Origin of the sequence: Achromobacter sp. ACM04, assembly GCF_014851465.1 — a bacterium.
Lineage (GTDB): Bacteria > Pseudomonadota > Gammaproteobacteria > Burkholderiales > Burkholderiaceae_B > Achromobacter > Achromobacter aegrifaciens.
The window spans coordinates 533,407-560,392 of the sequence record NZ_JACUZS010000001.1 but is presented as its reverse complement, the minus strand read 5'-3'; the positions used below and the strand labels follow the sequence as shown (position 1 = coordinate 560,392).

The following is a 26,986-nucleotide window of genomic DNA, read 5'->3' as shown; positions in this document are numbered from 1 at the left end:
TTTCCCGTTAACACCAGTGGGCGGCCTTGCTGCCCAGTTTGAAGAAGCCTTTCTCTCTTGGGAGCCTGAACATGGCTGCAGTCATCAATACCAACTACCTCTCGCTGGTTGCTCAAAACAACCTGAACAAGTCGCAATCGTCGCTGGGCAGCGCCATCGAGCGCCTGTCGTCGGGCCTGCGCATCAACAGCTCCAAGGACGACGCCGCTGGCCAAGCCATCGCCAACCGCTTCACCGCCAACGTCAATGGCCTGACCCAAGCTGCCCGTAACGCCAACGACGGCATCTCGATCGCTCAAACGACCGAAGGCGCCCTGAACGAAATCAACAACAACCTGCAGCGCATCCGTCAGTTGTCGGTGCAAGCGGTCAGCGGCACCAACTCCGATTCCGACCTGCGCTCGATCCAGGACGAAATCCAGCAACGCCTGGACGAAATCGACCGCGTGTCGACCCAAACGCAATTCAACGGCGTGAAGGTTCTGTCGGCCGACAACAAGCTGACGATCCAAGTTGGCGCCAACGACAACGAAACCATCAGCATCGACCTGAAGCAGATCACCGCTGGCACGCTGGGCCTGGGCAGCTTCAGCGTTGCGGGTCCGACCGTCAACTCGACTGGCGTGATCACGGATTCGACCGGCGCTGCAGCCGCTAGCGTGGGCGCGACCGAATTCAAGAAAGTCTTCGGCGACGACACCCAATTCACGTCTTCGTCGGTCAGCTTCGGCACTGGCGCTCAGGCTGACTTCGCCCAAAAGCTGGGTGTCGCGTCGGGCAGCATCGCGCTCGGCACCGACCTGAAGTCCGATGGCCGCGGCAACTGGTACGCCACCGTGACCGTCACCCCGTCGACCGCTACTGAAGTCGAAAACCTGGCCAGCCGTGGCATCACGGTCGGTTCGAACGGCCAGGCGCTGGCATCTGGCGCGGCTTCCACGTTCTACATCGCCGTGAACCCGCAATCGACCACCTCGACGGGTACCGCCACTGCCGCGTTCACGCTCGGCAGCAGCGACCTTAGCGTGGCCGCCATGACCACCGGCTCCACCGCCAACCCGCTGGCCAAGCTGGACAAGGCGCTGTCGGACGTTGACTCCCTGCGCGGTGAGCTCGGCGCTGTTCAGAACCGTTTCGAATCGACGATCGCCAACCTGAACAACACCATCACCAACCTGTCCGCCGCCCGTTCGCGTATTCAAGACGCCGACTACGCCACGGAAGTGTCGAACATGACCAAGGCCCAGATCCTGCAACAGGCTGGCACCTCGGTTCTGGCGCAAGCCAACCAAGTTCCGCAAACCGTTCTGTCGCTGCTGCGTTAATCACGCCGCAACGCTTGACGGTCGGGTAGATGCAGGGCCTTGCCCTGCCCTCCCGGCACCGACCCAGGGCCCTCACGCTCTGGTCGAGACCAACAAGCCGGCATCCGCCGGCTTGTTTCTTTTTGGCCCAACTTGTCGCTAGCGCTCCAAGCCGGCGCAATTTGTTCACCGCATCCATGAGATTGGATCAGCCCGGCAACGATACGGATCCGGCGCCGAACCGGCATATACCCCAGTCCCAATCAAGCCCCATTTTTTCGGACTATTCCCCTTTTTCACTTCCTCCGATTGCCTCATACTCGCGGCTGCACGCTTTGTATCAATAATTTTCACAACATGACCGCGACGCCTCCCGATCCACTCGCTACGCAGCACAGCAGCATTCCGGATCCCGATGCCCAGGCGCCGATGGATGAGCAGACCCTGCGTCTGCGCGAAGAGAACCGCGCCTTGCGCGAATTGCTGGTGGCGCAGGCGCAGGCCGCGCCCGCGCCGCAGGAACCCGGTCCGCTACGGCGGATGTTCTGGTGGTTGATATCGGCGCCTGGCGCTGCACTGGTCCGCTGGCGCGCCCTGGTAGGACGCGAAGACGCGCGGCCGATCACGGGTAAACGCGTGGGATATGCCACATTGACCGTGCTGTATACGCTGGCAATCTATGGCGCGCTGGTTTTGCTGGTGGTGTCATGGAGCTCGCCGAATACGACAGTTTCGGGCTCCACGGCTGCCGGCCCGGTACGGATACCTCTGACGCCGGCACCGCCTGCGAACGCCGAACCTGTATTCGGTCACCCGGAAATGACGCCGGCGGCGATGCCAACACCCGTTCCAGATTCGGACTCCGATTCGGATTCGGGCCCAGGTTCGCCAGAACCGCAACCTGAGCCCAACCCAGCGCCGCAGCCCGCCCCTGCCGAGCAGCAACCCGCCTCGCAGGCGCAACCCGAGCACGCCCCGGCGCCGCCCGCAGCGGCGGACACGATGAACACTGCACCCAGGTCTACCCTGCGGATCACTGAGATCCCCGCCGCAGACCCCATGGCCTGGGTGGAAGAACTGAAAAACGAGATGGCGCGTTGCGCGACGTTGGGGTTCTTCGATCGCCCCGACTGCGCCTGGGCCGCACGCCGGCAGTTCTGCGAGCCCAATCGCGCTTGGGGCACCATCAAGGAATGCCCGAATCGGCCGTGATGACCGCCACGAATCCCGTGCATCCGGGTGCGGCCCACGCGATAATCCAATACCGGCTTAAGCCCCCTACCAAACACTAGGACACCCCAAGCATGGACGCATCGATCAGCAACACCGTCAATACCGCCCTGGCCCTGCAGGACGCGAACCTCATGCAGGAAGTACAGGCCCGCGTACTGAAGAAGGCGCTCAATGCGCAAGCGGACACGGCCTTGACGCTGATGCAGTCGCTGCCGGTGCTGGCAGTGGACGCCACGCTGGGTTCGCGCATCGATACGCACGCCTGAACGCCGCGCCGCAGGCGCACAAAAAAAGCGCCGGTCCCTGTCCAGGGCCGGCGCTTTTGCATTGCGCGGGCGGCATGACCGCCCTCCTGCGCATTACTTCTTCTTCATCGGCGGCAAGTCGGTGCAAACACCTTCTGCAACTTCGGCGGCCATGCCCACCGACTCACCCAGGGTCGGGTGCGGGTGGATGGTCTTGGCGATATCGACGACGTCGGCGCCCATTTCCACGGCCAGGGCCAGTTCGCTGATCAGGTCACCCGCATGGGTGCCGACGATGCTGCCGCCCAGAATGCGATGCGTTTCCGCGTCGAAGATGAGCTTGGTGAAGCCCTCGTCGCGGCCATTGGCGATGGCGCGACCGGAGGCGGCCCAGGGGAACACGCCCTTCTCGATCTTGATGCCCTGCTTCTTGGCTTCGTCTTCCGTCAGGCCGACCCAGGCCACTTCCGGATCGGTGTAGGCCACCGACGGAATGACGCGGGCGTCGAAGAAGGACTTCTGGCCTGCGGCGGCTTCGGCGGCGACGTGGCCTTCATGCACGGCCTTGTGCGCCAGCATGGGCTGGCCGACGATGTCGCCGATAGCGTAGATGTGCGGCACGTTGGTGCGCATCTGGCGATCGACTTCGATGAAGCCGCGGTCGGTCACGGCGATGCCAGCCTTGTCAGCGCCGATCTTCTTGCCGTTGGGGCTGCGGCCCACGGCTTGCAGCACCAGGTCGTAGCGTTGCGGCTCCTTGGGCGCGCCCTCGCCTTCGAAGCTGACGTAGATGCCGTCCTTCTTGGCTTCCGCGCCCACGGTCTTGGTCTTCAACATGATGTTGTCGAAGCGGTAGGCGTTCTTCTTCTGCCATACCTTGACCAGGTCGCGGTCGGCGCCCTGCATCAGGCCGTCCAGCATTTCCACCACGTCCAGGCGCGCGCCCAGCGTGGAGTACACCGTGCCCATTTCCAGGCCGATGATGCCGCCGCCGATGATCAGCATCTTCTTGGGGACTTCACGCAGCAACAAGGCGCCGGTGGAGTCGACGATGCGGTCGTCCTGGGGCAGGAACGGCAGCTTCACCGACTGGCTGCCGGCGGCGATGATGGCCTGCTTGAAGCGCAGGGTCTGGGTCTTGCCGTCGGCCGCCTTGACGGTCAGGTGGTTGGGGTCGGCGAACTCGCCCACGCCATGCACCACGGTGACCTTGCGGGCCTTGGCCATGCCGGCCAGGCCGCCGGTCAGCTTGGCGACCACGCTGTCCTTGTAGCCGCGCAGCTTGTCCAGGTCGATCTTGGGCTCGCCGAAGCTGATGCCGTGGGCGGCCAGCTCGCGGGCTTCGTCGATGATGGCGGCGTTGTGCAGCAGCGCCTTGGACGGAATGCAGCCCACGTTCAGGCAGACGCCGCCCAGGGTGTCGTAGCGTTCGACCAGGACCACGGACAGGCCCAGGTCGGCGGCGCGGAAGGCGGCGGAGTAGCCGCCGGGGCCGGCGCCCAGCACCAGCATGTCGTATTCGCCGTCGGCCGAGCCCTTGAAGCTGGCCGCGGCGGGCGCGGCGGCGGGAGCCGGAGCCGCCTGCTTGGGCGCCTCGGCGGCCTTGGGGGCTTCCTTGGCGGCGGGCGCGGCTGCGGCGGCACCCGTCGCTGCTTCCACTTCCAGCACGACCGTGCCTTCGGCAACCTTGTCGCCGACCTTGACGTTGATGGACTTCACCACGCCGCCTTGCGACGCGGGGATTTCCATCGAGGCCTTGTCGGACTCGACGGTGATCAGGCTTTGTTCAGCCTTGATCGTGTCGCCCACCGCCACCAGCACTTCGATGACTTCCACTTCCTTGAAGTCGCCGATGTCCGGCACTTTGATTTGAACGGTATTGCTCATGGGGCTCCCCGTTTACAGCGCGATGCGGCGGAAGTCGGCCAGCAAGGCGCCCAGATAGGCATTGAAGCGCGCGGCCGCGGCGCCGTCGATGACGCGGTGGTCGTACGACAGCGACAGCGGCACGATCAGGCGCGGCACGAACTGCTTGCCGTCCCACACGGGCTTGTGCGAGGAGCGCGACACACCCAGGATCGCCACTTCAGGGGCGTTGATGATGGGCGTGAACGAGGTGCCGCCGATGCCGCCCAGGGACGAGATCGAGAAGCAGCCGCCCTGCATTTCGGCGGGCGAGATCTTGCCGTCACGCGCCTTCTTGGACAGGTCGGTCATTTCCTGGGCGATCTGCAGAATGCCCTTCTTGTCGGCATCGCGGATCACCGGCACCACCAGCCCGTTGGGCGTGTCGGCGGCGAAGCCGATGTGGTAGTACTGCTTGAGCACCAGGTTGTCGCCGTCCAGCGAGGCGTTGAACTCGGGGAACTTCTTCAGGGCCGCGACCACGGCCTTGATCAGGAAGGCCAGCATCGTGACCTTGATGCCCGACTTCTCGTTTTCCTTGTTCAGCGTGACGCGCAGCGCTTCCAGGTCGGTGATGTCCGCTTCGTCGTTGTTGGTGACGTGCGGGATCATGACCCAATTGCGATGCAGGTTCGCGCCGGAGATCTTCTTGATGCGCGACAGCGGCTTGGCTTCGATCGGGCCGAACTTGGTGAAATCGACCTTCGGCCACGGCAACAGGCCCAGCGCGGCGCCATCGGCCGAACCGCCGGCAGCGGCCACCGGACCAGCTGCGAGCGCCTGCTTGACGAAGCCGCGCACGTCGTCGGCGGTGATGCGGTCCTTGGGACCGGAGCCCTTGACCTTGCTCAGGTTGACGCCCAGTTCGCGCGCGAACTTGCGCACCGAGGGGGACGCGTGCGGCAGCTGGCCGGGCTTGAGGTTGGCGTCTTCGAGCGCGGCGGCCGGAGCCGGACGCTGCGCGGCAGGCGCAGGCGCTTCGGCCTTGGCGGCGGGCGCGGCAGCGGCCTCTGCCTTGGCGGCCGGAGCCGGGGCTGCGGCGGCAGCGGCGGCGGGCGCGGCGCCCTCCACCACGACCACGACCGAGCCCTTGGCAACCTTGTCGCCGACCTTGACCTTCACTTCCTTGACCACGCCGCCTTGCGAGGCGGGGATTTCCATCGAGGCCTTGTCGGACTCGACGGTGATCAGGCTTTGCTCGGCCTTGATGGTGTCGCCCACCGCGACCATGACTTCGATGACTTCGACTTCCTTGAAGTCGCCGATGTCGGGCACTTCGATGTTCACCGGACCGCTGGAGGCGGCCGGTGCGGCGGCAGCGGCAGCAGCGGCCGGCTGCGCGGCAGCCTTGGCTTCGGCCTTGGGAGCCTCTTCCTTGGCCGGCGCAGCCGCGGGGGCCGCAGCCTCGCCCGCGCCCGACGCTTCCACTTCCAGCACGACCGTGCCTTCGGCAACCTTGTCGCCCACCTTCACGCTGATCGACTTCACCACGCCGCCTTGCGACGCGGGGATCTCCATCGAGGCCTTGTCGGACTCGACGGTGATCAGGCTTTGTTCAGCCTTGATCGTGTCGCCCACCGCCACCAGCACTTCGATGACTTCCACTTCCTTGAAGTCGCCGATGTCGGGAACCTTGATTTGCACGATGTTGCTCATGTCTCTTTACCCTCAGGCGTATTGCGGGTTGGCTTTGTTCGGATTGATGCCGTACTTCTTGATGGCTTCGGCCACCTTGGCGACCGGCACCTTGCCTTCGTCGGCCAGCGCGCGCAGCGCGGCGACGACGACGAAGTGGCGATCCACTTCGAAGTGCTCGCGCAGCTTCGAGCGGAAATCCGAGCGGCCGAAACCGTCGGTGCCCAGCACCTTGTACTCGCGGCCCTTGGGCACGAACGGACGGATCTGGTCGGCGAAGAGCTTCATGTAGTCGGTCGACGCGATGATCGGGCCTTCCGTCTTGGCCAGCTGTTCCGTGACGTAAGCCACCTGCGGCTTCTTCTCGTCGGGGTGCAGCATGTTGTGGCGTTCGGCGTCCAGGCCGTTGCGGCGCAGTTCCGTGAAGCTGGTGACGCTCCAGAGGTCCGAAGCCACGCCCCAGTCGGCTTCCAGCAGTTCTTGCGCGGCCATGACTTCGCGCAGGATGGTGCCCGAGCCCATCAGCTGCACGCGGTTCTTGCCCTTGCCGTGCGACTTGAGCTTGTACATGCCCTTGATGATGCCTTCCTCGTCGCCCTGGGTCAGACCGGGCTGCGGGTAGTTTTCGTTCATCACCGTCAGGTAGTAGTAGACGTTTTCCTGGTCTTCCACCATGCGCTTCAGGCCATGCTGGATGATCACGGCCAGTTCGTGGCCGAAGGTCGGGTCGTACGAGACGCAGTTCGGGATGGTGGAAGCCAGGATGTGGCTGTGGCCGTCTTCGTGCTGCAGGCCTTCGCCGTTGAGCGTGGTGCGCCCGGCGGTGCCGCCCAGGAGGAAGCCGCGCGCCTGCATGTCGCCGGCCGCCCAGGCCAGGTCGCCGATGCGCTGGAACCCGAACATCGAGTAGTAGATGAAGAACGGGATCATGATGCGGTTGTTCGAGGAGTACGACGTGGCCGCCGCAATCCAGGAGCTCATCGCGCCCGCTTCGTTGATGCCTTCCTGCAGGAGCTGGCCGTCGGCCGCTTCCTTGTAGTACATGACCTGGTCCTTGTCGACCGGGGTGTACTTCTGGCCTTCCGGCGCATAAATGCCGATTTGGCGGAACAGGCCTTCCATGCCAAAGGTGCGCGATTCGTCGGCCAGGATCGGCACGACGCGCGGACCCAGCTCCTTGTCGCGCAGCACCTGGTTCAGGATGCGCACGAAGGCTTGGGTGGTGGAGATTTCACGGCCTTCGGCGGTGGGTTCCAGCACGGCCTTGAAGGCGTCCAGCGCCGGGGCCTTGAGTTGCTCGTCGGCCTTGGCGCGGCGGCGGGGCAGGTAGCCGCCCAGCGCGGCGCGGCGCTCGTGCAGGTACTTCATTTCGGGCGAGTCTTCGGCCGGCTTGAAGTACGGCAGGTCGGCCAGCTGGTCGTCCGGGATGGGGATGCCGAAACGGTCGCGGAATTCGCGGATCGAGTCCAGCTCCAGCTTCTTCTGCTGGTGGGTGGGGTTCTTGGCCTGGCCGACGTGGCCCATGCCGTAGCCCTTGATGGTCTTGGCCAGGATGACGGTGGGCTGGCCCTCGTGGGTGGCGGCGGCGTTGAACGCGGCGTACACCTTGTGCGGGTCATGGCCGCCGCGGTTCAGGCGCCAGATGTCTTCGTCGCTCATGCGCGACACGGCTTCCAGCAGCTTCGGATGCTTGCCGAAGAAGTGTTCGCGCACGAACTTGCCGTCGTTGGCCTTGTACGCCTGGTACTCGCCGTCGACGGTGTCTTCCATGATCTTGCGCAGGATGCCTTCCTTGTCGTGCGCAAGCAGCGGATCCCAGTAGCCACCCCAGATCAGCTTGATCACGTTCCAGCCCGAGCCGCGGAAGTCGCCTTCGAGTTCCTGGATGATCTTGCCGTTGCCGCGCACCGGACCGTCCAGGCGCTGCAGGTTGCAGTTGATGACGAAGATCAGGTTGTCCAGCTTTTCGCGGGCAGCCAAGGCGATGGCGCCCAGGGATTCGGGTTCGTCCATTTCGCCGTCGCCGCAGAACACCCAGACCTTGCGCTTGCTGGTGTCGGCGATGCCGCGGGCGTGCAGGTACTTCAGGAAGCGGGCCTGGTAGATGGCCATCAGCGGGCCCAGGCCCATCGACACCGTCGGGAACTGCCAGAAGTCCGGCATCAGCTTGGGATGCGGGTACGAGGACAGGCCCTTGCCGTCCACTTCCTGGCGGAAGTGGTTCAGCTGGTCTTCGGTCAGGCGGCCTTCGAGGTAGGCGCGGCCGTACATGCCGGGGGAGGTGTGGCCCTGGAAGTAGACCAGGTCGCCGCCGTGGTTTTCGTCTTCGGCGTGCCAGAAATGGTTCTGGCCGCAGCCGATCATGGTGGCCAGCGAGGCGAAGGAGGCGATGTGGCCGCCCAGGTCGCCGCCGTCCGGCGGATTGTGCTTGTTGGCCTTGACCACCATGGCCATGGCGTTCCAGCGCACGTACGAACGGATGCGCGATTCCAGCTCCAGGTTGCCCGGGTGCGCCGGCTCCAGGCCGGGGGGAATCGTGTTGACGTAGGCGGTGTTGGGCGAGAACGGGATATGCGCGCCGGAACGGCGGGCTTCGTCGATCAGGCGTTCGAGCAGATAGTGGGCGCGCTGCGGTCCTTCACGATCAAGGACAGCCGCCAGGGCTTCGAGCCACTCCTGGGTTTCAAGGGTGTCTTCGTCGTTGGCAGCCTGTACGGCGCCAGCCTGGGCGTAAGAGGACATCGTGTGTCTCCTGTTGGAATGTTCGTGACCGCACCCGCTTACTTATCTACTCGCGGACATTGCATGGTAGCCGGGATCATCCGGGCTACCATGCAAGGCATGGGGTCGGGTTGTTCTAGAGACCTGCTACTGGGTCGGTTCCCTATCAGCCGGCATTCTAAGAAAGAAGATTAACCGGTCGCAAGAAAAATTTCATGTTGCGGTACGGCATTTCATAATGCGGAAAATTTAAAGCCAGCTGAACGCTTTGGCGTCATACTTTTACTTAGGTACTCCAAAAGGACGAGTCGATTCCCGGCAAATCCCTGCCAACACGCACTAAAATGCGCGGTCTATCCGGCCCGAATTCCATGTCCAGCGCGCCCAAGTCCAATATTCCTACGCCGTTCCACGATCACGCCCGCACTCGCCGACGCGGGGTGTACTGGGTCACGCCAGCAATGGTGCTGATCCTCTATATCTGTGTGATGGCGGTGTTTTTCTGGCTGCAGCGCATCCATGACGACAGTGTCATGTTTGTCACCATCGACCAGGAAATGCGCCAGCAGCGCCTGATCTGGGTAGTGCTGGCCCTGTCCTGTGTGATCGTCATCAGCCTGCTGATGCTGTGGCGCTATACCCGTTTCCGTTCGGCGGCCGAAGCCGCCCTGATCGCCGAAACCGGATTCCGCCGCGCCATGGAGAACTCCATGTCCACCGGCATGCGCGTGCTGGACATGGAAGGCCGCATCGCCTACGTGAACCCGGCCTTCTGCCGCATGATCGGCTGGAACGAGGCTGACCTGATCGGCCGCAGCCCGCCCTTCCCTTATTGGGTGCCGGGCCGCCATGAACAGCATCAGCACACCCTGGACGTGCTGATGTCCGGCAAGACGCCCAGCAGCGGCCTGGAGGTCGAGGCGCAGCGCCGCGACGGATCGCGATTCACGGCGCGCATGTATGTGTCCCCGCTACTGGACCCCAACGGCAATCAGATCGGCTGGATGACCTCCATGACCGACATCACCGAGCCCAAGCGCATCCGCGAGGCCCTGACCGCCGCGCACGAGCGCTTCATGACGGTGCTGGAAGGCCTGGACGACGCCATCTCGGTCACCGCCGACACCCACGACGGCCTGGAACTGCTGTTCGCCAACCGCACCTACCGCCGCGTGTTCGGCGCCCAGACCGGCGGCCACGACGAGCTGCTGGCCGGCCGCCGCGGCCGCTTCACCGACGAATCCGTGGAAGTCTTCGCGCCCTCGGTGCAGCGCTGGTTCGAAGTGCACCACCGCATGCTGGCCTGGACAGACGGCCGCCGCGTGCGCATGCAGGTGGCGCGCGACATCACCGAGCGCCGCGTGCACGAGGAAGCCTCGCGTGTGCAGCAGGAAAAGATCCAGCTCACCAGCCGCCTGACCACCATGGGCGAAATGGCGTCTTCGCTGGCGCATGAACTGAACCAGCCGCTGACCGCCATCGCCAACTACAGCATGGGCGCCGTCGCCCTGGTCAAGGCCGGCCACACCAGCCCCAACATGCTGCTGCCGGCCCTGGAAAAGGCCGCCTCGCAAGCCGAGCGCGCCGGCAAGATCATCAGCCGCATCCGCGAATTCGTGAAGCGCAGCGAGCCCCGCCGCCAGCGCGTGGCCATCAGCCGGATCGTGGACAATGCCATCGGTTTCGCCGAGATCGACGCCCGCAAGCGCCGTATCCGCATCGACCGCTTCGTGCCGTCCAACGCGCCGGACGTGCTGGCCGACCCCATCCTGATCGAGCAGGTGCTGTTGAACCTGCTGAAGAACGGGCTGGAGGCCATGGAAAAAAGCGAATCCGACGAACTCAAGGTCGCCGTGATCCTGCATGAACAGCACATCGAGGTCGCGGTGGTCGATCGCGGCCACGGCCTGGCCGAACCCGAACGCCTGTTCGAACCCTTCTTCAGCACCAAGACCCAGGGCCTGGGCATGGGGCTGAACATCTGCCGTACCATTATTGAATCGCACCACGGCCGCTTGTGGGCGGATCCCAATCCCGCCGGTGGCACCATTTTCCGCTTTACCCTGCCCTGCGCTGCACCCCAGTCGCAGGCCCAGAACGATCAGTCCGAGGAGTTGCACGCATGAACACGCCCCACCTGTCGAGCACGGTTTTCATTGTTGACGACGACGAAGCGGTCCGCGATTCGCTGCGCTGGCTATTGGAGGCCAATGGCTATCGCGTTCGCGCCTACGCCAGCGGCGAGTCCTTCCTGGAAGACTACGACGCCAGCCAGATCGGCGTGCTGATCGCCGACGTGCGCATGCCCGGCATGAGCGGCCTGGAACTGCAGGAGCAGCTGATCGCCCGAAATGCGCCGCTGCCCATCGTGTTCATCACCGGCCACGGCGACGTACCGATGGCCGTGTCCACCATGAAGAAAGGCGCGGTCGACTTCCTGGAAAAGCCGTTCAATGAATCCGATTTGCGCGAGATCGTGGCGCGCATGCTGGAGCAGGCCACGCAGCGCGTGAGCAAGCACCAGGCCCAGAAAGACCACGAAGCCATGCTGGCGCGCCTGACCGCGCGCGAGCAGCAGGTGCTGGAGCGCATCGTCGCCGGCCGCTTGAACAAGCAGATCGCCGACGACCTGGGCATCAGCATCAAGACCGTAGAGGCGCACCGCGCCAACATCATGGAAAAACTTGAAGTGACCACCGTAGCTGATTTGATGAAAGTGGCCTTGGCCAAACCCGAGGCGACGGCATGACGGCAAGGATTATCGACGGCGCGGCCCTGTCGGCGCGCATTCGCGAAGAAGCTGCCCAACGCGTTGCGGCCCTGGCCGCCAAGGGCACGCGCCCCGGCCTGGCCGTGGTGCTGGTGGGTGAAGACCCCGCTTCCCAGGTGTACGTCCGCAACAAGGTAGCCGCCTGCGAAAAGGCCGGCCTGCATTCCGTCAAGGAGCAGTACCCCGCGGACATGACCGAGGCCGAACTACTGGCCCGCATCGCCATCCTGAACCAGGACCCGACCATCCACGGCATCCTGGTGCAGTTGCCGCTGCCCAAGCACATGGACTCGCACAAGGTCATCGAGGCCATCGCGGCCGAGAAGGACGTGGACGGCTTCCATATCAGCAACGCCGGCCTGCTCATGACCGGCCAGCCGCTGTTCCGCCCCTGCACGCCCTATGGCGTGATGAAGATGCTGGAATCGGAAGGCGTGACGCTGCGCGGCGCCGAGGCCGTGATCGTGGGCGCCAGCAACATCGTCGGCAAGCCCATGGCGATGCTGCTGCTGCAGGCCGGCGCCACCATCACCATCTGCAATTCCAAGACGCGCGACCTGGCGGCCCAGACCCGCCGCGCCGACGTGCTGGTGGTCGCCACCGGCAAGCCCGGCATGATCGACGGTTCGATGATCAAGCCCGGCGCGGTCGTCATCGACGTGGGCATCAACCGCGGCGCCGACGGCAAGCTGTGCGGCGATGTGGACTTCGCCTCGGCCAAGGAAGTGGCCGGCGCCATCACGCCCGTTCCGGGCGGCGTGGGCCCCATGACCATCGCCATGCTGCTGGTCAACACCATCGAAGCGGCCGAACGCGCCGCAGCCTGACGGCCGGCGTACCCGCGGCCGGCCAGGCCGCGGGACGGGGATTGCGATCTGCCCTTGCGTTCGGGCAGATCGCCCTCACCTGATTCTCATGCCCTTGCCGGCGCCTCGTGGCGCTGCTCACCTCTTCCCAGCCTGTAACACCATGACCCAGAACCCCCTGCTCGCCCCTGTCTCCGACCTCGTCGACTACGCGGCCGTCAAGCCCGGACACATCGTGCCGGCGGTCGAGGAACTGCTGGGCATCGCCCGCCAGGCCGTGGACCGCGCCGCCGATCCCGCGCTGGCGCCCACCTGGGAAGCCGTGGTTGAGCCGCTGGACACGGCCTCGGAGCGCCTGTGGCGCGCCTGGTCGGTCGCCGGCCACCTGAACGCCGTGGTCAACACCCCGGAACTGCGCGAAGCCTACAACGCCGCACTGCCCCTGGTGACCGAATTCTCCACCTGGGTCGGCCTGCACGAAGGCCTGTACAAGCAGTACCAGCGCCTGGCCGCCGCCCCCGATTTCGCGTCCTGGACGCCAGTGCGCCGCCGCATCGTGGAAATGGCCCTGCGCGACTTCCGCCTGAGCGGCGTGGAGCTGCAAGGCGCAGACCGCGAACGCTACGCCGCCATTTCCGACCGCGAGGCCCAGGCCTCGCAGAAGTTCTCTGAAAACGTGCTGGACTCGATCGACGCCTGGGCGCTGCTGGTCGAGGACGAAGCCCGCCTGGCCGGCATTCCGGCCGACGTACAGGCCGCGGCCCGCGCCGCGGCCGAGGAAGACGGCAAGCCGGGCTGGAAGCTCACGCTGAAGATGCCGTGCTACCTGCCGGTGATGCAGTACGCCCAGGACCGCTCGCTGCGCGAGGCGCTGTACCGCGGCTACGGCACCGTGGCGTCGGAACACGGCGACGGCAAATTCGACAATTCGCCGCTCATCGAAGAGCTGCTGTCCTTGCGCGCCGAGGAAGCCGGCCTGCTCGGCCTGGGCACCTTCGCCGCGCTGCGCCTGCAGACCCGCATGGCCCGCGACGCGCAGGAAGTCACTGTGTTCCTGCGCGATCTGGCCGCGCGCGCCAAGCCCTACGCCCAGCGCGACCTGGCTGAACTGAAAGCCTACGCCACCGGCGAACTGGGCCTGGACGACCTGCAGCCCTGGGACGTGGCCTACGCTTCCGAGCGCCTGCGCGAATCGCGCTACGCCTATTCCGAAGACGAGGTGAAGCAGTATTTCACCGAGCCGCGCGTGCTGTCGGGCCTGTTCGAGGTCATCGAGACCCTGTTCGATGTGCGCCTGGCTGAAACGCCCGTCTCGTCCTGGCATGGCGACGTGCGCGGCGTGCGCGTGGAAAGCCCCAAGGGCGAACTCATCGGTTATCTGTATCTGGACCTGTACGCCCGCGCCGGCAAGCAAAGCGGCGCCTGGGTCGACAGCGAACGCACGCGCCGCGTCGTGGCTGGCAAGGTGCAGACGCCCATCGCCTACCTGACCTGCAATTTCTCGCGCCCCAACGGCGACAAAGCCGCCGTCCTGACGCACGACGACGTCATCACGCTGTTCCATGAAACCGGCCATGCGCTGCATGCCCTGCTGTCCGAAGTCGACGAGCCCGGCGCGGCGGCCTTCGCCAGCGTGGAATGGGACGCCATCGAGCTGCCCTCGCAGTTCATGGAGAACTTCTGCTGGGAATGGGCGGTGGTGCAGAAGCTGTCCGCCCATGTGGACACGGGCGAGCCCCTGCCGCGCGCGCTCTACGACCGCCTGGTCGCCGCCCGCAACTACCAGAGCGGCATGCAGACCGTGCGCCAGATCGAGTTCGCGCTGTTCGACATGCTGATGCATGACCGCGCCCAGGGCGCGTCGATTGCCGAAGTGCTGGCACTGCTGCAGGAAGTGCGCCAGGAAGTGGCCGTGCTGTTCCCGCCCGCCTGGCACCGTCTGCCGCATGCCTTCTCGCACCTGTTCGCGGGCGGCTACGGCGCGGGCTATTACAGCTACAAGTGGGCAGAGGTGCTGTCGGCCGACGCCTATGAGGCCTTCGAAGAGGCGGCGGCCCGCCAGGCCGGCAACGCGCTGGGCACGCTGGATCCCGAAACGGGCGCACGCTTCCGGCGCGAAGTGCTGGCAGTAGGCGGTTCGCGCCCGGCGGCCGAGTCCTTCGCCGCCTTCCGCGGACGTGCGCCTCGCATCGACGCCCTGCTGCGCCATAGCGGCATGACGCCTGCCTGAGCGTCCGCTTCCCGGTCGCTACCCGACGGCCCGCCCTGGCGGGCCGTTTGCTATGTTGCGGCGGCGTCGTCGACTGGCCGGCGCGCCGACATCACCAGCCAGCGTCCATGCACGGACTGGTCGGAACCGGCCTGCTTCCAATAGCGGCGGCTTTCCTCGTCCTGCGCCTGTTTGAGCCGGCGGCCGTAATACAGGCGCGACGGCACGGCCAGTACATGCTCCACCATGCGCTTGGGCTTGATCTCGTCCACATCGTGCAAGCTGATGTCCCTGAAACCGTAGTGCTGGAACAGCAGGTGCAGCTGCGGAAAGCTCCAGGGGAAGTACGTGACGTAATCCTCGCCGCGCTGCCGTCCCACCATGGGCCGGAACCCCGAATGGAAGCCGCGCAGCAGGAACTGCAGGCGCGAACGGAAATACCAGGTGTTGGGCGTGGTGACGATCAGGGTGCCGCCCGGGCGCAGCGCGCGGTAAAGGCTCTGCATCAGCACGCCGGGGTTGGTCAGCAGATGGATCGCCTCGCAGCAGACCACGGCGTCATAGGGTTCGGCAACCGTCAACGGCGTTTCCAGGTCGTGCTCCGTCACGCGGCGGTAGCCGCCGGCCTGCGGAAACTCCCACAGGCCCACGCCGTCGATATCGACCTGCCGGCCGCTGGCGGCGGGCAGCATGTCGCCCAGCCAGCCCGTGCCGCAGGGCGCGTCCAGCACCGAATCCGCCAGGCGGCTGCGCAGGATTTCGAGCACGACGGGGTAGTAGGGATAGTAGGGGTAGCCCAGGGAATTCCTGACCGGCATGTCCATATGTGGCGCCTCTGGATTCTGAAATCTGACACGGTCCTGAATGTAGCGGCAGCCATGGCATCCGGTCTGGCGAATTCGCCACTTCCAAACAATAACCAGACAAAGCTTTACAAGTCGGACGGCCGGTCCCGGCCCCGCGGCTTGCGCCAGGACAAGCCGGCCCCAGGTCCGCCCGCCCCCCGCACCCTGCCCTGCCCGCGCCTTGCGGGTAGAATCAAAAGGTTTACCCTCTACCGGCCCTTGGACTCATGCGACACCTCATTTCCGGCCGCGCCCTGCGCAGCCTGCTGCTGACCCTGTGCGTGTTTCTCGCTGCCTGCGGCGACAGGAACGTCGATTGGACCCTGTACAACGTGAAGGGACACCTGCCCGACCTGAAGTTCTCGCTGCCCGGCGCAGGCGGCAAGATGGTCAGCAGCGACGACCTGAAAGGCAAGACGGTGCTGCTGTTCTTCGGCTATGCCAGTTGCCCCGACATCTGCCCGACCACCATGGCGCAGTTGACGGCCGTGCTGCAGAACCTGGGCGACAAGGCCCGCGATGTACGGATCCTGTTCGTCAGCGTGGACCCGCACCGCGACACGCCGGACATCCTGCAGGCCTACGTCAATGCCTTCAACAACAACGCCATCGGCGTGACCGGCGATGAAAAGCAGATTGCCGACCTGGCGCGCCGCTATCGCGTGGCCTACCAGATAGAGAAGCCGCGCCCGGGCGACGACGCCAATATGTACGAGGTCACGCACAGCCGCGGCGTGTATATATTCGACAAGGACGGCAAGGCCCGCTTGCTGGCATCGGACACGGACAGCATCGAGGCCATGACCAAGGACGTGCGCCAGTTGATCGACCTGACTTCCTGAGCGCCGGCGGGGCGCAATGTTGCCCGTGCGCCCCATACACCAGTTGTTACAGCCGCTACGCGCGGGGCGTGAGTATCATCTAGCCACACTGCCCCCTTTTACTTCCAGCAAGGAGTACGCGCATGAGCATAATCATCATGATCATCGTCGGGTTCGTCGTGGGCCTGATCGCCCGCGCCATCATGCCCGGAGACCAGAACATGGGGATCATCATGACCACCATCCTGGGTATCGTCGGTTCGGTCGTCGCCGGATTCCTGGGCCAATCGCTAGGCTGGTACGCGCCGGGCGAACCCGCCGGGTGGATCGGATCGGTCGTCGGCGCGATCGTCGTGCTGTTCGTGGTGGGCCTGATCGCCAAGAAACGCGCCTGACGTTCTGCTGGACCTGAAATGAAAACGGGCCGATCTTTCGATCGGCCCGTTTTTTTTCCGTCTGCCCTTATTGCTGCTGGGCCTGCGCGGTCACCGTGCGTTCGGTCCAGCCGCCGCCCAGCACCTTGTACAGCGTAACCAGGTTGGACAGCCTGGCCCGGCGCGTGTCCACCAGGGCCTGCTGCGCGCTGTACAGGGAGCGCTGCGAATCCAGCACGCTCAGGTAGTCGTCGATGCCTTGGCGGAAACGCTGATCCGAGGCGTCGTAGGCGCGCTGGTTGGCGGCCACCAGGAGCCGCTGCGCCTGGATCTGCTCGTCCAGGGTGCCGCGCCCGGCCAGGGCGTCCGCCACTTCGCGGAAACCCGTCTGGATCGACTTCTCGTACTGCGCGACCTGGATGTTCTTCTGCACCTTGGCCAGATCCAGGCCGGCAAGCAGCGAGCCGCCCGCGAAGATCGGCACGGTGATCTGGGGCACGAAGCTCCAGGCGCCCGAGCCGCCTTCGAACAGCCCGCCCAGGCTGGCGCTGGCGGTACCGGCCGAGCCCGTCAGGCTGATGGTCGGGAAGAAGGCGGCGCGCGCCGCGCCGATATTGGCGTTGGCGCCCTTCAATTGGTGCTCGGCCGCGCGGATGTCCGGGCGGCGGGCCAGCAGGTCCGACGGCAGACCGGCGGGCAAGGTGGTCGGCAGCATGGCATCGTCTAGCTTGACCGCGTTATCCAGCGCCGCCGTCAGCTCGGGCGACAGCGGCTGGCCCACCAGCAGGACCAGCGCATTGCGGTCCTGCGCGGCCTGGCGCGTGTATTGCGACAGGTTGCGCTCGGCGGTGCGCAGCGACACTTCCGCCTGGCTCAGGTCCAGCGCCGTGGACAAGCCCTGGTCGTAGCTCTGCTGCGTGAGCTTGAAGGAATCCTGCTGGCTCTTGAGCGTGTCGCGCGTCAGGCCGACGAGTTCCTGGTCGGCGCGCAGGGTCAGGTAGGCGTTGGCCACTTCGGCGATCAGCGTCAGCTGGGTCGCCGTGCGGGTTTCGTCCAGCGCCAGATAGGATTCCAGCGCTTTGTCGCTCAGGCTGCGGATGCGGCCGAACAGATCCAGCTCCCAGGCCGACATGGCGGCGCCGACCTGGTAGCTGTGGCTGGTGGTGGCGCGGCCGCTGGGCGACAGATCGGCCGGCGAACGCTGGGCCGTTTCCTGGCCGGCGATGCCGATGCTGGGCATCAGGTCGGCGCGCTGGATGCGGTACTGGGCGCGCGCCGCCTCGACGTTCAGGGCCGCCACGCGCAGGTCGCGGTTGTTGGCCAGCGACTGCTCGATCAGCTGTTGCAGCAGCGGGTCCGAGCCGAAGAAATCGCGCCAGCCGATGTCGGCCGTCATCAGGCCGCCCGCGTCGGCCGGCTGGGCCGCCTGGTAGGACGGACCCGTGGGATAGGCCGCGTCGACCGGCGCGTCCGGCCGTTCGTAGGTGGGGGCCAGCGAGCAGCCCGCCAGGGCCGCCGCCAGGGAAACAGACAGCAAGGTTCTCATCGGGAATGTCATTGCGGTTGGCCCTCCGTCGAGACGCCCTGCGTGCCATTGGCGCTGGTGTCGTGCTCGTCGACGTTTTCGCTCATGCGCTTGACCTTGAAGACGCGCAGCATGATCACGAAGAAGGCCGGAACAAAGAAGATGGCCAGGAAGGTGCCGGTCAGCATGCCGCCGATCACGCCCGTGCCGATGGCGTTCTGGCTGCCCGAACCCGCCCCCGACGAGATCGCCAGCGGCGTCACGCCCAGGATGAACGCCAGCGACGTCATCAGGATGGGACGCAGGCGCTGCCGCGCGGCGTGGATGGCCGATTCCGTCAGGCTGGCGCCCTGCTCGTAGTGCTCTTTGGCGAACTCCACGATCAGGATCGCGTTCTTGGCCGCCAGGCCGATGGTTGTGAGCAGGCCCACCTGGAAGTACACGTCGTTGGACAGGCCCCGCAGCATGGTGGCGAGCAAGGCCCCGATGATGCCCAACGGCACCACCAGCATCACCGCCGACGGGATGGTCCAGCTTTCGTACAGCGCCGCCAGGCACAGGAACACCACGATCAACGAAATCGCGTATAGCGCGGGCGCCTGGGCGCCGGACAGGCGTTCTTCGAACGACAGGCCGGTCCATTCAAAGCCCACGCCCACCGGCAGCTTGCCCGCCAGGCGTTCCATTTCTTCCATCGCCGCGCCCGAGCTGTAGCCCGGCGCCGCCTGGCCCTGGATGTTGTACGACGGCACGCCGTTGTAGCGGTTCAGCTTTTGCGGACCGTAGCTCCAGGTGGCCTTGGCGAACGCCGAGAACGGCACCATGTCGCCCGCCTTGTTGCGCACGTACCATTTGTCCAGGTCTTCCGGCAGCATGCGCGACGACGCCTCGCCCTGCGCGAACACCTTCTTCACGCGGCCGCGGTCGATGAAGTCGTTGACGTACGACGAACCCCAGGCCGTGGCCAGCGTGCTGTTGATGTCCGAGACCGCCACGCCCAGGGCGCGCGCCTTCTCGCGGTCGATGTCCAGCTGGTACTGCGGCGCGTCTTCGATGCCGTTGGGGCGCACGCCCTGCAGGACCGGACTCTTGGCGGCTTCGCCCAGCAACTGGTTGCGCGCGGCAAGCAGCTTCTCGTGGCCCACGCCTGCGCGGTCCATCAACTGGAAGTCGAAACCGGTGACGTTGCCCAGTTCCATCACGGACGGCGGCGGCACCACGAACAATTGCCCGCGGCGCTCGGTCTTGCGGAAGTGCGCGTTGGCCCGTGCCGCCACGGCGCCGGCCTTCAGGCGGGCGTCGCCGCGTTCTTCCCAGTCGCGCAGCTTGATGAACAGGATGGACGCGTTCTGGCCGCGGCCGCCGAAGTTGAAGCCATTGACCGCGAACACCGAGGTGACGGCGTCCTTTTCCTCGTTCAGCAAGTACTTGGTGGCGTCGTCGATGACGGCCTTGGTGGCTTCCGCCGTGGCGCCAGCAGGCGTCTGGATCTGGGCGAACAGAATGCCCTGGTCCTCATCCGGCAGGAACGCGGTCGGAATGCGCGTGAACATCCAGCCCATGGCGAGGACCAGCGCCAGGTAGATCACCATCAGACGCTTGCTGCGGTTCAAGCCGCGCGCGACGGTATTGGCGTAGCCGTTGCTGCTGCGCTCGAACGTGCGGTTGAACCAGCCGAAAAAGCCCTTCTTCGAGCCATGATGGCCCTTGGGGATGGGCTTGAGCAAGGTTGCGCACAAGGCCGGCGTGAACACGATGGCCACGATCACCGACAGCACCATGGAGGACACGATGGTGATGGAGAACTGGCGGTAGATCACGCCCGTGGACCCGCCGAAGAAGGCCATGGGAATGAACACGGCCGCCAGCACCATGGCGATGCCGATCAGGGCGCCGGTGATCTGCGACATGGACTTGCGGGTGGCCTGCTTGGGCGACAAGCCCTCTTCGGCCATCACGCGCTCGACGTTTTCCACCACCACGATGGCATCGTCCACCAAGAGGCCGATGGCCAGCACCATGCCGAACATGGTCAGCGTGTTGATGGAGTAGCCGAACGCCGCCAGCACGCCGAACGTGCCCAGCAGCACCACCGGCACTGCCAGCGTCGGGATGATGGTGGCGCGGAAGTTCTGCAGGAACAGGTACATCACCAGGAAGACCAGGATGATGGCCTCGATCAGCGTCTTGAACACCTCATGGATCGACAGGCTGACGAACGGCGTGGTGTCGTACGGATAGACGACGTCCATGCCCGGCGGGAAGTAAGGCTTCAGGTTGTTGATGGTGTCGCGCACCGCCTGGGCCGTATCCAGCGCGTTGGCGCCCGGCGCCAGCTTGACCGCCAGGCCCGAGGCCGGCTTGCCGTTGTAGAAGCTGTCGATGGCGTAGGTCTGGCCGCCCAGCTCGATGCTGGACACGTCGCCCAGGCGCACTTGCGAACCGTCGGCGTTGACCTTGAGCAGGATGCGGCCGAAGTCTTCCGCCTTTTCCAGGCGCGAAGGCCCGATGATGGTCGCGTTCAGTTGCTGGCCGCGCACGGACGGCAAGCCGCCCAGCTGGCCGGACGACACCTGCACGTTCTGTTCCTTGATCGCCGCCACGACGTCGACCGTGGTCAAGCCGTAGTTGACGAGCTTGGCGGGATCCAGCCAGATGCGCATCGCGTACTGCGAGCCGAACAGCTGGAAGTCGCCCACGCCCTGCGTGCGGCTGATGGGATCCTGGACATACGAGGCGACGTAGTCGGCCAGGTCGTCCTTGGTCATCGAGCCGTCGGTGGACACGAAGCCCGCCACGATCAGGAAGTTCTTGGTGGCCTTGGTGACGCGGATGCCCTGCTGCTGCACTTCCTGCGGCAAGAGCGGCTGCGCCAGCGACAGTTTGTTCTGCACCTGGACCTGCGCGGTATCAGGGTTGGTGCCCTGCGTGAAGGTCAGGGTGATGGACATGCTGCCGTCGGAGTTGCTTTCCGAGGAGATGTACTGCAGGCCGTCCAGGCCGTTCATCTGCTGCTCGATCACCTGCACCACGGTGTCCTGCACGGTCTGCGCGGACGCGCCCGGGTAGGTCACCGCGATGCCGATGGCTGGCGGCGCGATGTTGGGGTATTGGGAAACCGGCAGCTTCAGGATGGACAGCGCGCCGGCCATCATCAGCACGATCGCGATCACCCATGCGAAGACCGGTCTATCGATAAAAAACTTTGCCATGCAAGGCTCCTGACTACTACTGCTTGGCCGCCGCGGCGGCTGCTTGCGGCTGCTGCGCCGGTTGCGCGGCGCTGGCTTCGGTGGCGACGACTTCAGCCCCCGGACGCACCATCTGCAGACCTTCCACGATGACCTTGTCGCCGGCGGCCAGGCCGTCGGTGACCAGCCACTTGTCGCCGATGGCGCGGTCGGTCTTCAGTTCGCGCAATTCGACCTGGTTCTTGGCGTTGACCACCAGCGCCGTCGGGATGCCGCGCTGGTTGCGCGTCACGCCGCGCTGCGGCACCAGCAGGCCGTCGGCGGCGACGCCGTCGGCCAGGCGGGCGCGCACGAACATGCCCGGCAACAGGCGGCGTTCCGGATTGGGGAACACCGCGCGCAAGGTGACCGAACCGGTGCCCTGGTCCACCGTGACTTCGGAGAACTGCAGCTTGCCCGGCTGGCTGTACTGCGAGCCGTCTTCCAGGGTCAGCGTCACCAGCGCGGCCTGCTCGCCATCGGCCTTTTTCAGCAGGCCGCTGGCCAGCGCGTTCTGCAGGCGCAGCAGCTGGACGCTGGATTGGGTCACGTCGACGTAGATGGGATCGATCTGCTGCACCGCGGCCAGGGCCGTGGTCTGGTTGGCCGTGACCAGCGCGCCTTCGGTCACCGCCGAACGGCCGATGATGCCGTCGATGGGCGACAGCACCTTGGTGTAGACCAGGTTGATGCGGGCCGTGTCCAGCGCCGCCTTGGCCGACAGCACGTCGGCGGCGGCCTGATCGCGCGAGGCGACGGCGTTGTCGTAGGTCTGCTGGCTGACGGCGCGAGTGGCGACCAGCGGCTTGTAACGTTCGGCCAGCAACGCGGCCGTCTTCTGCTGCGCCTGGGCGCGTGCCAAGGCGGCCTTCTGGCTGTCCAGGCTGGCCTGGTAGAGGGCGGGATCGATCTGGTAGAGCTGCTGGCCCGCCTTGACCTCGCCGCCTTCGGTAAAGAGGCGCTTCTGGACGATGCCATTGACCTGGGGACGCACTTCGGCCACGCGGAACGGCGAGGTGCGGCCAGGCAGTTCGGTGGTCAGCGAAACCGGCTGCGTGGCAAGCGTCACGACCGTTACCTGGGGCTTGCCCGCCTGGGGAGCGTCTTGCTTCTTGCCGCAAGCGGCCAGCGTGAGGGCCGATGCCGTCAGCGTGACGACTGCCGCGCTGCGCCACATAGCGCTTTTCTTATCCATAGATTGCATTCCCGATTTCAACAAAAAAAAAGCCCGCCCCGGATCGCGTAATGAGCGTTCCGTGCGCATCGATTGGGTGGATTTGCCTCGAACACGCAGGCTGGGCTTTGTCGCATTGCTGCATTGCAGAACTCGCATTCTGCGTTATCCCGCCCCAGAAACAAAGAGGCATGTTGAGAAAACATCATTCCATTTATGGGACAATGGCTTTACCGTTGAATATGACAAAATTCCGCCATGAAACGCTTGCAAGGCATGGAACTATTCGTCGAAGTCGCCAAAACACGCAGCTTCAGCCGCGCGGCGGCGATGCTCGGCGTGCCGAAATCGACACTGTCCCGCCAGGTGGCCGAGCTGGAGCGCTCCGTCGGCTTGCGGCTGCTCAGCCGCACCACGCGCAAGGTCGAACTGACCGACGCGGGCCGGCTGTACTTCGACCGCTGCCAGCGCATCGTGGCCGAGGCGCAGATCGCCCATGAGGAACTGCAGAAGCTGGTCGATACGCCGGCCGGGCCGCTGCGGGTGAACATGCCCGCGGATTTCGGCACGGACTTCCTGGCTGAATCGTTCATGGAATTTTCCCGCCGCTACCCCGACGTCACGTTTTTCCTGGACCTGGCCAACCCGGACCACGCGCAGCGCGTGTTCCAGACCTGCGATGTTTCGATCGAAATCGGCGAACTGCCCGATTCGTCACAGATTGCGAGGCTCTTGGGCATGCTGCCGGCCCAGTTGTACGCCTCGCGCGAATACCTGGAGAAGCACGGCGAACCGCGGCATCCCAGCGACTTGACCCGCCACGAGTGCATAGAGTTCCGCGCCAAGGGCGCCGGGCAGGTGACCCGCTGGCCCCTGACCGACGGCCAGCAGCACATCGAATTCACGCCCGGCAACCGCTTTTCCGTCAACGGCGTCGCCATGGCCCGGCGCCTGGCCCTGCTGGGCGCGGGCATCGTGGTGCTGTTGGGCGACCAGTTGGCCGAACAACAGTCCGGCCAATTGCAGCGAGTGCTGCCCGACTGGCAACTGGGTCCGTTCCCGGTCTACGCGGTGACGGAGACACGGCTGCTGCCCGCCAAGACCCGGATCTTCATCGAATTCCTGATGGAGCGCCTGGGCGACGTCGGGCAAGCGAAGAATACTCCCGCTTTCATGAAATAAACGGAAGCCGGAAACAGACTGAAAAATTTAGGACTGGCCGACAACACCTGTCGGTCAATTCGACCAATCAGAAGCGCTCGTCTTCACGCAGGTAGCGCCATTGGCCCAGCGGCAGGTCGCCTAGCGACACGCGTCCGATGCGCACGCGTTTCAGGCCGATTACCTTCAGGCCGACCAGTTCGCACATGCGCCGGATCTGCCGTTTTTTGCCTTCCCGCAGCACGAAACGCAGCTGGTCGCTGTTCTGCCAACGCACCTGCGCCGGCTTGAGCGCCTTGCCGTCCAGGGACAGACCATGGTTCAGCAGCGCCAGCCCGTTGTCGGACAGGTTGCCCTGCACCCGCACCAGGTATTCCTTGTCCACGCTGGAATCTTCGCCGATCAGGTGCTTGGCGATGCGGCCGTCCTGGGTCAGCACCAGCAGGCCTTGGGAATCGATGTCCAGGCGGCCGGCAACGGCCAGCCCGTCCAGGTGCGAACGCTCGAAACGCTGCGGCGCGCGGTCGCCCGCAAAGCGGGAGCGGGAGTCGATCAGGGCCACGGCGGGCGTGTAGCCCTTTTCCGCCTGGCCCGAGACGTAGCCCACGGGTTTGTTGATCAGGATGGTGACGCGCGAGGTCTGGCGCGCCTGCGCGGCGCGTTCCAGGGTGATGACCTGGTCAGGGTAGGCCCGCGCGCCCAGTTCGGACACCACGGCGCCGTCCACGCGGACCCAGCCGCGCTCGATATAGGTGTCGGCCTCGCGGCGCGAACACAGCCCACGCTCGGACATGAGCTTGGAGATACGTACTTTTTCCATGGCCGGTATTGTATGCGGACGGCATGCGCCACACTCTTCATGCCGCGGGGTCGTAGTCCGACGGCGCCATCGGATCCAGCGGATGGAGCGGCCGGCTGCGCCGCTGATAGGGAAACAGCGCGAAGTCCGAGCTCGTGACGCCCGCGCTGGCGCATTCCACCAGCGCCTGGGAGATAGGTTCGAACACAGGGCGGCAATACATGCGCGACTTCACCAGCACGAAGCGCGCCCGGCGCGGGTCCAGCCCCATGCTCTCGAACACGCCCAGGTCCCAGGGCTCGTGCGTTCTCTCGGTGATCACCAATTGCGCAGCGCCTATGTCCAGCACCGCGCTGCGGCCCATGCATGCCGTCTGCCCCGTGTACGTCGGACCGGTAATGACATATTCGCCGCCGGTCACGGCGCGGACCACCCCGCGCAGCAACACGGGCGCCGCCGGGCGGCCGATGGCCGGAATCGGCCGTTTGTTGCCCACCGCCAGCTCCACCTGCGCGCCCTCGCCCGCCGCGATCAGCGCGGCGACGGCCTCGGGGTCACAGTACAGGCCCGCAATGATGCCCGTCAGGCCGGCGTCGACCGCGGCTGTCAGCACCTCCATGGTGTCGCAGGTGCCGCCGGACATGCAGTTGTCGCCATGATCCAGCAGAAGCACGGGCTTGTCCGCGCCATGGGCCAGTTGCGCCGCGCGGGCCAGCGACTCGCCCAGGGGTTCGCTGTCGTAGAAGTAACCGTCGCGCTCGGCCCAGATGGCCTGCGCCATTTCGCTTGCGACCCGTTCCGCCTGCTCCTGCGGCCCGGAGCCCACCACGACCACGCTCAGGCATGGGTTGGGGATGTCAGCCAGGGCGAAGCCCGCCAGCACGGAGGCGCCCAGGATGCCGCCCTTTTCCGCGCCCCGCGCCGCCTGCACCGCGCGGCGCATGGCGCCCTGGGACGTGGCGCTGCGCAGGGTGTGCGTCATCAGCGGCAGGCGGCGCCAGGCCATGACCGGGCGCGGACCGCCGTTGAGCCAGTCATACAGGATACGGCCCGCGTGCTCCCCGGTCTCGTACATGTCCACATGCGGGTAGGTCTTGAAGCTGACGATCACGTCGGCGTTGGCCATCATCTTGGGCGTGACATTGCCGTGCAGGTCCAGCGCCACGGCGATGGGCACGTCCGGCGTGCGCCGCCGCAGGCGCTCCAACAAGTCGCCCTCGCCATCGTCGGTGGTCTCGGCCACCATCGCGCCATGCAGATCGAGCAGGATGGCGCCACAGCCCTGCGCGCCGGCCACGATCGCGTCGCACAGTCGGCTATAGGCATCCGCCGACACCGGGCCGCTGGGGTAGGCGGTCGCGGAAACCGGCGTGACCACGGTCGCGCCGTTGGCCTCGGCAATATCGATGAAGGCCGACATGGCCGTGCGCTTGTCCTTGTTCTCGGCATAAGCCTGGGCGCCGAAGGCGGGACCGTCATTGCCGAACGCGGACAGCGGCGTGGGCACCGGCGAGAACGTGTTGGTCTCGTGGTTCAGGCGGGCGATCATGACCTTCATTGTCCGGCTCCTCTGCATGCGCATTCCGTGTGTTCAGTTGTTCTGGGACGGCCCCGGGCGCAAGGCCCCCAGGCCAAGCTTTTCCATGGCCTCGCTGGCCTCGACGATCATCGCGGCCACTTCCGCGACGCTTACACGCAGGCCCGTCGCCCGGGTACGCATGTGCTCATAGGCGGCGCGCTCGTCCAGGCGCTGGTGGTCCATCAGCACGCGGATGGCCTTCTCGATGACGCGTCGCGCCTTGATCGTGCTTTCCAGCTTGTTGATCTTGGACTGCTGGCGGCTCTGGAACTGCTTGGCCGAACGCGCCAGCACCAGCGTGCTGAGCACGCCCGCCGAGCGGAACGGCCGCGTCAGCACGCCGTGCGCATTGGTCTTTAGCAATTGCTTCAACGTGGTCGGGGTTTCGTACTCGGACAAGGCGATCAGGGTGGCCTCGACCTCGCTGGCCGTCCAGGCGGCGCTGTTGCGGCCGCATTGCGATACCTGGAAGAAGATGACGTCCACCCCTGCGGGCGGGCCATCCGGAAACGGCCAGTGCAGATGGATGCGGCAACCGATGCGCTTGAGCTGTTCGACCAGCAGGTCGCGATCCTCGCCGGGCGGATACACCACGGCGACGGCCACGCTGCGCAGGTCCTCGTAGAGGCGGCGTAGGCTATGGTCCATGG

The 26,986-nt window shown here is 65.6% G+C and carries 20 protein-coding genes; 10 read left to right on the top strand and 10 right to left on the bottom strand.

The features are described from left to right. Nucleotides 1-71: 71 nt before the first annotated feature. The 3 genes from IB259_RS02705 (at nt 72) to IB259_RS02695 (ending at nt 2,803) form a co-directional block, all read left to right on the top strand. On the top strand, nt 72-1,325 hold the full coding sequence (locus tag IB259_RS02705; protein WP_192327434.1) for a FliC/FljB family flagellin: 1,254 nt from the start codon (nt 72-74) through the stop codon (nt 1,323-1,325). A gap of 336 nt (nt 1,326-1,661) precedes the next feature. Further along, nucleotides 1,662-2,516 carry a hypothetical protein gene (locus IB259_RS02700; protein ID WP_192327431.1) on the top strand — a complete coding sequence of 285 codons (855 nt, stop codon included), beginning with the start codon at nt 1,662-1,664 and terminating at the stop codon, nt 2,514-2,516. A 92-nt stretch (nt 2,517-2,608) separates the two neighbouring features. After that, nucleotides 2,609-2,803, top strand: a complete 195-nt coding sequence (locus tag IB259_RS02695; RefSeq protein ID WP_192327428.1) for a YjfB family protein — start codon at nt 2,609-2,611, stop codon at nt 2,801-2,803. 93 nt (nt 2,804-2,896) lie between these two features. Here the strand turns inward: IB259_RS02695 and lpdA are convergent, their stop codons facing one another. Genes lpdA through aceE form a run of 3 tightly spaced genes read right to left on the bottom strand, consistent with a single transcriptional unit; the run spans nt 2,897 to nt 9,064 of the window. Next, on the bottom strand, nt 2,897-4,669 hold the full coding sequence (gene lpdA / locus IB259_RS02690; protein WP_192327425.1) for a dihydrolipoyl dehydrogenase: 1,773 nt from the start codon (nt 4,667-4,669) through the stop codon (nt 2,897-2,899). Between the two features lie 12 nt (nt 4,670-4,681). Beyond that, nucleotides 4,682-6,343 (bottom strand): dihydrolipoyllysine-residue acetyltransferase, encoded by a 1,662-nt coding sequence (gene aceF / locus IB259_RS02685; protein WP_192327422.1) that lies wholly within the window; start codon nt 6,341-6,343, stop codon nt 4,682-4,684. A gap of 12 nt (nt 6,344-6,355) precedes the next feature. Next, on the bottom strand, nt 6,356-9,064 hold the full coding sequence (aceE, locus tag IB259_RS02680) for a pyruvate dehydrogenase (acetyl-transferring), homodimeric type (RefSeq protein WP_054456642.1): 2,709 nt from the start codon (nt 9,062-9,064) through the stop codon (nt 6,356-6,358). Between the two features lie 350 nt (nt 9,065-9,414). On the opposite strand from aceE, the gene IB259_RS02675 reads away from it, so the two are divergent. From IB259_RS02675 to IB259_RS02660, 4 genes are all read left to right on the top strand, one after another. Beyond that, nucleotides 9,415-11,169 carry a PAS domain S-box protein gene (locus IB259_RS02675; protein ID WP_013393358.1) on the top strand — a complete coding sequence of 585 codons (1,755 nt, stop codon included), beginning with the start codon at nt 9,415-9,417 and terminating at the stop codon, nt 11,167-11,169. Then, a complete protein-coding gene (locus IB259_RS02670) occupies nt 11,166-11,792 on the top strand; it encodes a response regulator transcription factor (RefSeq protein WP_054456641.1) in 627 nt (208 codons plus the stop codon). The genes IB259_RS02675 and IB259_RS02670 overlap by 4 nt, the downstream gene beginning before the upstream one ends. Further along, complete coding sequence (folD, locus tag IB259_RS02665; RefSeq protein WP_042793255.1) at nt 11,789-12,640, top strand: bifunctional methylenetetrahydrofolate dehydrogenase/methenyltetrahydrofolate cyclohydrolase FolD; 852 nt, start codon at nt 11,789-11,791, stop codon at nt 12,638-12,640. Before IB259_RS02670 ends, folD begins: the two co-directional genes overlap by 4 nt. 142 nt (nt 12,641-12,782) lie before the next feature. Continuing rightward, nucleotides 12,783-14,849 (top strand): M3 family metallopeptidase, encoded by a 2,067-nt coding sequence (locus IB259_RS02660; protein ID WP_192327419.1) that lies wholly within the window; start codon nt 12,783-12,785, stop codon nt 14,847-14,849. 50 nt (nt 14,850-14,899) lie between these two features. Here IB259_RS02660 and IB259_RS02655 read toward each other — a convergent pair whose 3' ends face one another. Beyond that, the gene (locus IB259_RS02655) at nt 14,900-15,652 is read right to left on the bottom strand and encodes a bifunctional 2-polyprenyl-6-hydroxyphenol methylase/3-demethylubiquinol 3-O-methyltransferase UbiG (RefSeq protein WP_192327416.1); all 753 of its coding nucleotides are present in this window, start codon (nt 15,650-15,652) and stop codon (nt 14,900-14,902) included. Between the two features lie 248 nt (nt 15,653-15,900). Here IB259_RS02655 and IB259_RS02650 point away from each other — a divergent pair, with 248 nt between their 5' ends. Together IB259_RS02650 and IB259_RS02645 are read left to right on the top strand one after the other, a co-directional pair. Next, complete coding sequence (locus tag IB259_RS02650) at nt 15,901-16,515, top strand: SCO family protein (protein ID WP_119449524.1); 615 nt, start codon at nt 15,901-15,903, stop codon at nt 16,513-16,515. Between the two features lie 122 nt (nt 16,516-16,637). Beyond that, nucleotides 16,638-16,889, top strand: a complete 252-nt coding sequence (locus IB259_RS02645; protein ID WP_013393352.1) for a GlsB/YeaQ/YmgE family stress response membrane protein — start codon at nt 16,638-16,640, stop codon at nt 16,887-16,889. Between the two features lie 67 nt (nt 16,890-16,956). Here the strand turns inward: IB259_RS02645 and adeC are convergent, their stop codons facing one another. From adeC to IB259_RS02630, 3 genes are read right to left on the bottom strand one after another with little or no spacing between them, the layout of a single operon-like run. After that, a complete protein-coding gene (adeC, locus tag IB259_RS02640) occupies nt 16,957-18,426 on the bottom strand; it encodes an AdeC/AdeK/OprM family multidrug efflux complex outer membrane factor (RefSeq protein WP_054456638.1) in 1,470 nt (489 codons plus the stop codon). Then, nucleotides 18,423-21,605, bottom strand: a complete 3,183-nt coding sequence (locus IB259_RS02635; RefSeq protein WP_054456637.1) for an efflux RND transporter permease subunit — start codon at nt 21,603-21,605, stop codon at nt 18,423-18,425. Before IB259_RS02635 ends, adeC begins: the two co-directional genes overlap by 4 nt. A 16-nt stretch (nt 21,606-21,621) precedes the next feature. Next, nucleotides 21,622-22,818 carry an efflux RND transporter periplasmic adaptor subunit gene (locus IB259_RS02630; protein ID WP_054456636.1) on the bottom strand — a complete coding sequence of 399 codons (1,197 nt, stop codon included), beginning with the start codon at nt 22,816-22,818 and terminating at the stop codon, nt 21,622-21,624. Nucleotides 22,819-23,073: 255 nt separating this feature from the next. On the opposite strand from IB259_RS02630, the gene IB259_RS02625 reads away from it, so the two are divergent. Continuing rightward, a complete protein-coding gene (locus tag IB259_RS02625; protein WP_054456859.1) occupies nt 23,074-23,979 on the top strand; it encodes a LysR family transcriptional regulator in 906 nt (301 codons plus the stop codon). A gap of 67 nt (nt 23,980-24,046) precedes the next feature. On the opposite strand, the gene IB259_RS02620 is transcribed toward IB259_RS02625, so the two are convergent. From IB259_RS02620 to IB259_RS02610, 3 genes are read right to left on the bottom strand one after another with little or no spacing between them, the layout of a single operon-like run. Then, nucleotides 24,047-24,778 (bottom strand): pseudouridine synthase, encoded by a 732-nt coding sequence (locus tag IB259_RS02620; RefSeq protein WP_054456635.1) that lies wholly within the window; start codon nt 24,776-24,778, stop codon nt 24,047-24,049. A gap of 37 nt (nt 24,779-24,815) precedes the next feature. After that, a complete protein-coding gene (locus tag IB259_RS02615; RefSeq protein ID WP_192327413.1) occupies nt 24,816-26,315 on the bottom strand; it encodes a M81 family metallopeptidase in 1,500 nt (499 codons plus the stop codon). A 33-nt stretch (nt 26,316-26,348) separates the two neighbouring features. After that, nucleotides 26,349-26,984 carry an ANTAR domain-containing response regulator gene (locus tag IB259_RS02610; protein WP_054456633.1) on the bottom strand — a complete coding sequence of 212 codons (636 nt, stop codon included), beginning with the start codon at nt 26,982-26,984 and terminating at the stop codon, nt 26,349-26,351. Nucleotides 26,985-26,986: the final 2 nt, after the last annotated feature.

Bases quoted from the DNA above. Each gene is read 5' to 3' on its own strand.
- aceF (WP_192327422.1), bottom strand. From the start codon at position 6,343: ATGAGCAACATCGTGCAAATCAAGGTTCCCGACATCGGCGACTTCAAG.
- IB259_RS02700 (WP_192327431.1), top strand. From the start codon at position 1,662: ATGACCGCGACGCCTCCCGATCCACTCGCTACGCAGCACAGCAGCATT.
- folD (WP_042793255.1), top strand. From the start codon at position 11,789: ATGACGGCAAGGATTATCGACGGCGCGGCCCTGTCGGCGCGCATTCGC.
- IB259_RS02635 (WP_054456637.1), bottom strand. From the start codon at position 21,605: ATGGCAAAGTTTTTTATCGATAGACCGGTCTTCGCATGGGTGATCGCG.
- IB259_RS02655 (WP_192327416.1), bottom strand. From the start codon at position 15,652: ATGGACATGCCGGTCAGGAATTCCCTGGGCTACCCCTACTATCCCTAC.
- lpdA (WP_192327425.1), bottom strand. From the start codon at position 4,669: ATGAGCAATACCGTTCAAATCAAAGTGCCGGACATCGGCGACTTCAAG.
- IB259_RS02625 (WP_054456859.1), top strand. From the start codon at position 23,074: ATGGAACTATTCGTCGAAGTCGCCAAAACACGCAGCTTCAGCCGCGCG.
- adeC (WP_054456638.1), bottom strand. From the start codon at position 18,426: ATGACATTCCCGATGAGAACCTTGCTGTCTGTTTCCCTGGCGGCGGCC.
- IB259_RS02610 (WP_054456633.1), bottom strand. From the start codon at position 26,984: ATGGACCATAGCCTACGCCGCCTCTACGAGGACCTGCGCAGCGTGGCC.
- IB259_RS02620 (WP_054456635.1), bottom strand. From the start codon at position 24,778: ATGGAAAAAGTACGTATCTCCAAGCTCATGTCCGAGCGTGGGCTGTGT.
- IB259_RS02660 (WP_192327419.1), top strand. From the start codon at position 12,783: ATGACCCAGAACCCCCTGCTCGCCCCTGTCTCCGACCTCGTCGACTAC.
- IB259_RS02705 (WP_192327434.1), top strand. From the start codon at position 72: ATGGCTGCAGTCATCAATACCAACTACCTCTCGCTGGTTGCTCAAAAC.
- IB259_RS02695 (WP_192327428.1), top strand. From the start codon at position 2,609: ATGGACGCATCGATCAGCAACACCGTCAATACCGCCCTGGCCCTGCAG.
- IB259_RS02650 (WP_119449524.1), top strand. From the start codon at position 15,901: ATGCGACACCTCATTTCCGGCCGCGCCCTGCGCAGCCTGCTGCTGACC.
- IB259_RS02630 (WP_054456636.1), bottom strand. From the start codon at position 22,818: ATGGATAAGAAAAGCGCTATGTGGCGCAGCGCGGCAGTCGTCACGCTG.
- IB259_RS02645 (WP_013393352.1), top strand. From the start codon at position 16,638: ATGAGCATAATCATCATGATCATCGTCGGGTTCGTCGTGGGCCTGATC.
- IB259_RS02615 (WP_192327413.1), bottom strand. From the start codon at position 26,315: ATGAAGGTCATGATCGCCCGCCTGAACCACGAGACCAACACGTTCTCG.
- IB259_RS02670 (WP_054456641.1), top strand. From the start codon at position 11,166: ATGAACACGCCCCACCTGTCGAGCACGGTTTTCATTGTTGACGACGAC.
- aceE (WP_054456642.1), bottom strand. From the start codon at position 9,064: ATGTCCTCTTACGCCCAGGCTGGCGCCGTACAGGCTGCCAACGACGAA.
- IB259_RS02675 (WP_013393358.1), top strand. From the start codon at position 9,415: ATGTCCAGCGCGCCCAAGTCCAATATTCCTACGCCGTTCCACGATCAC.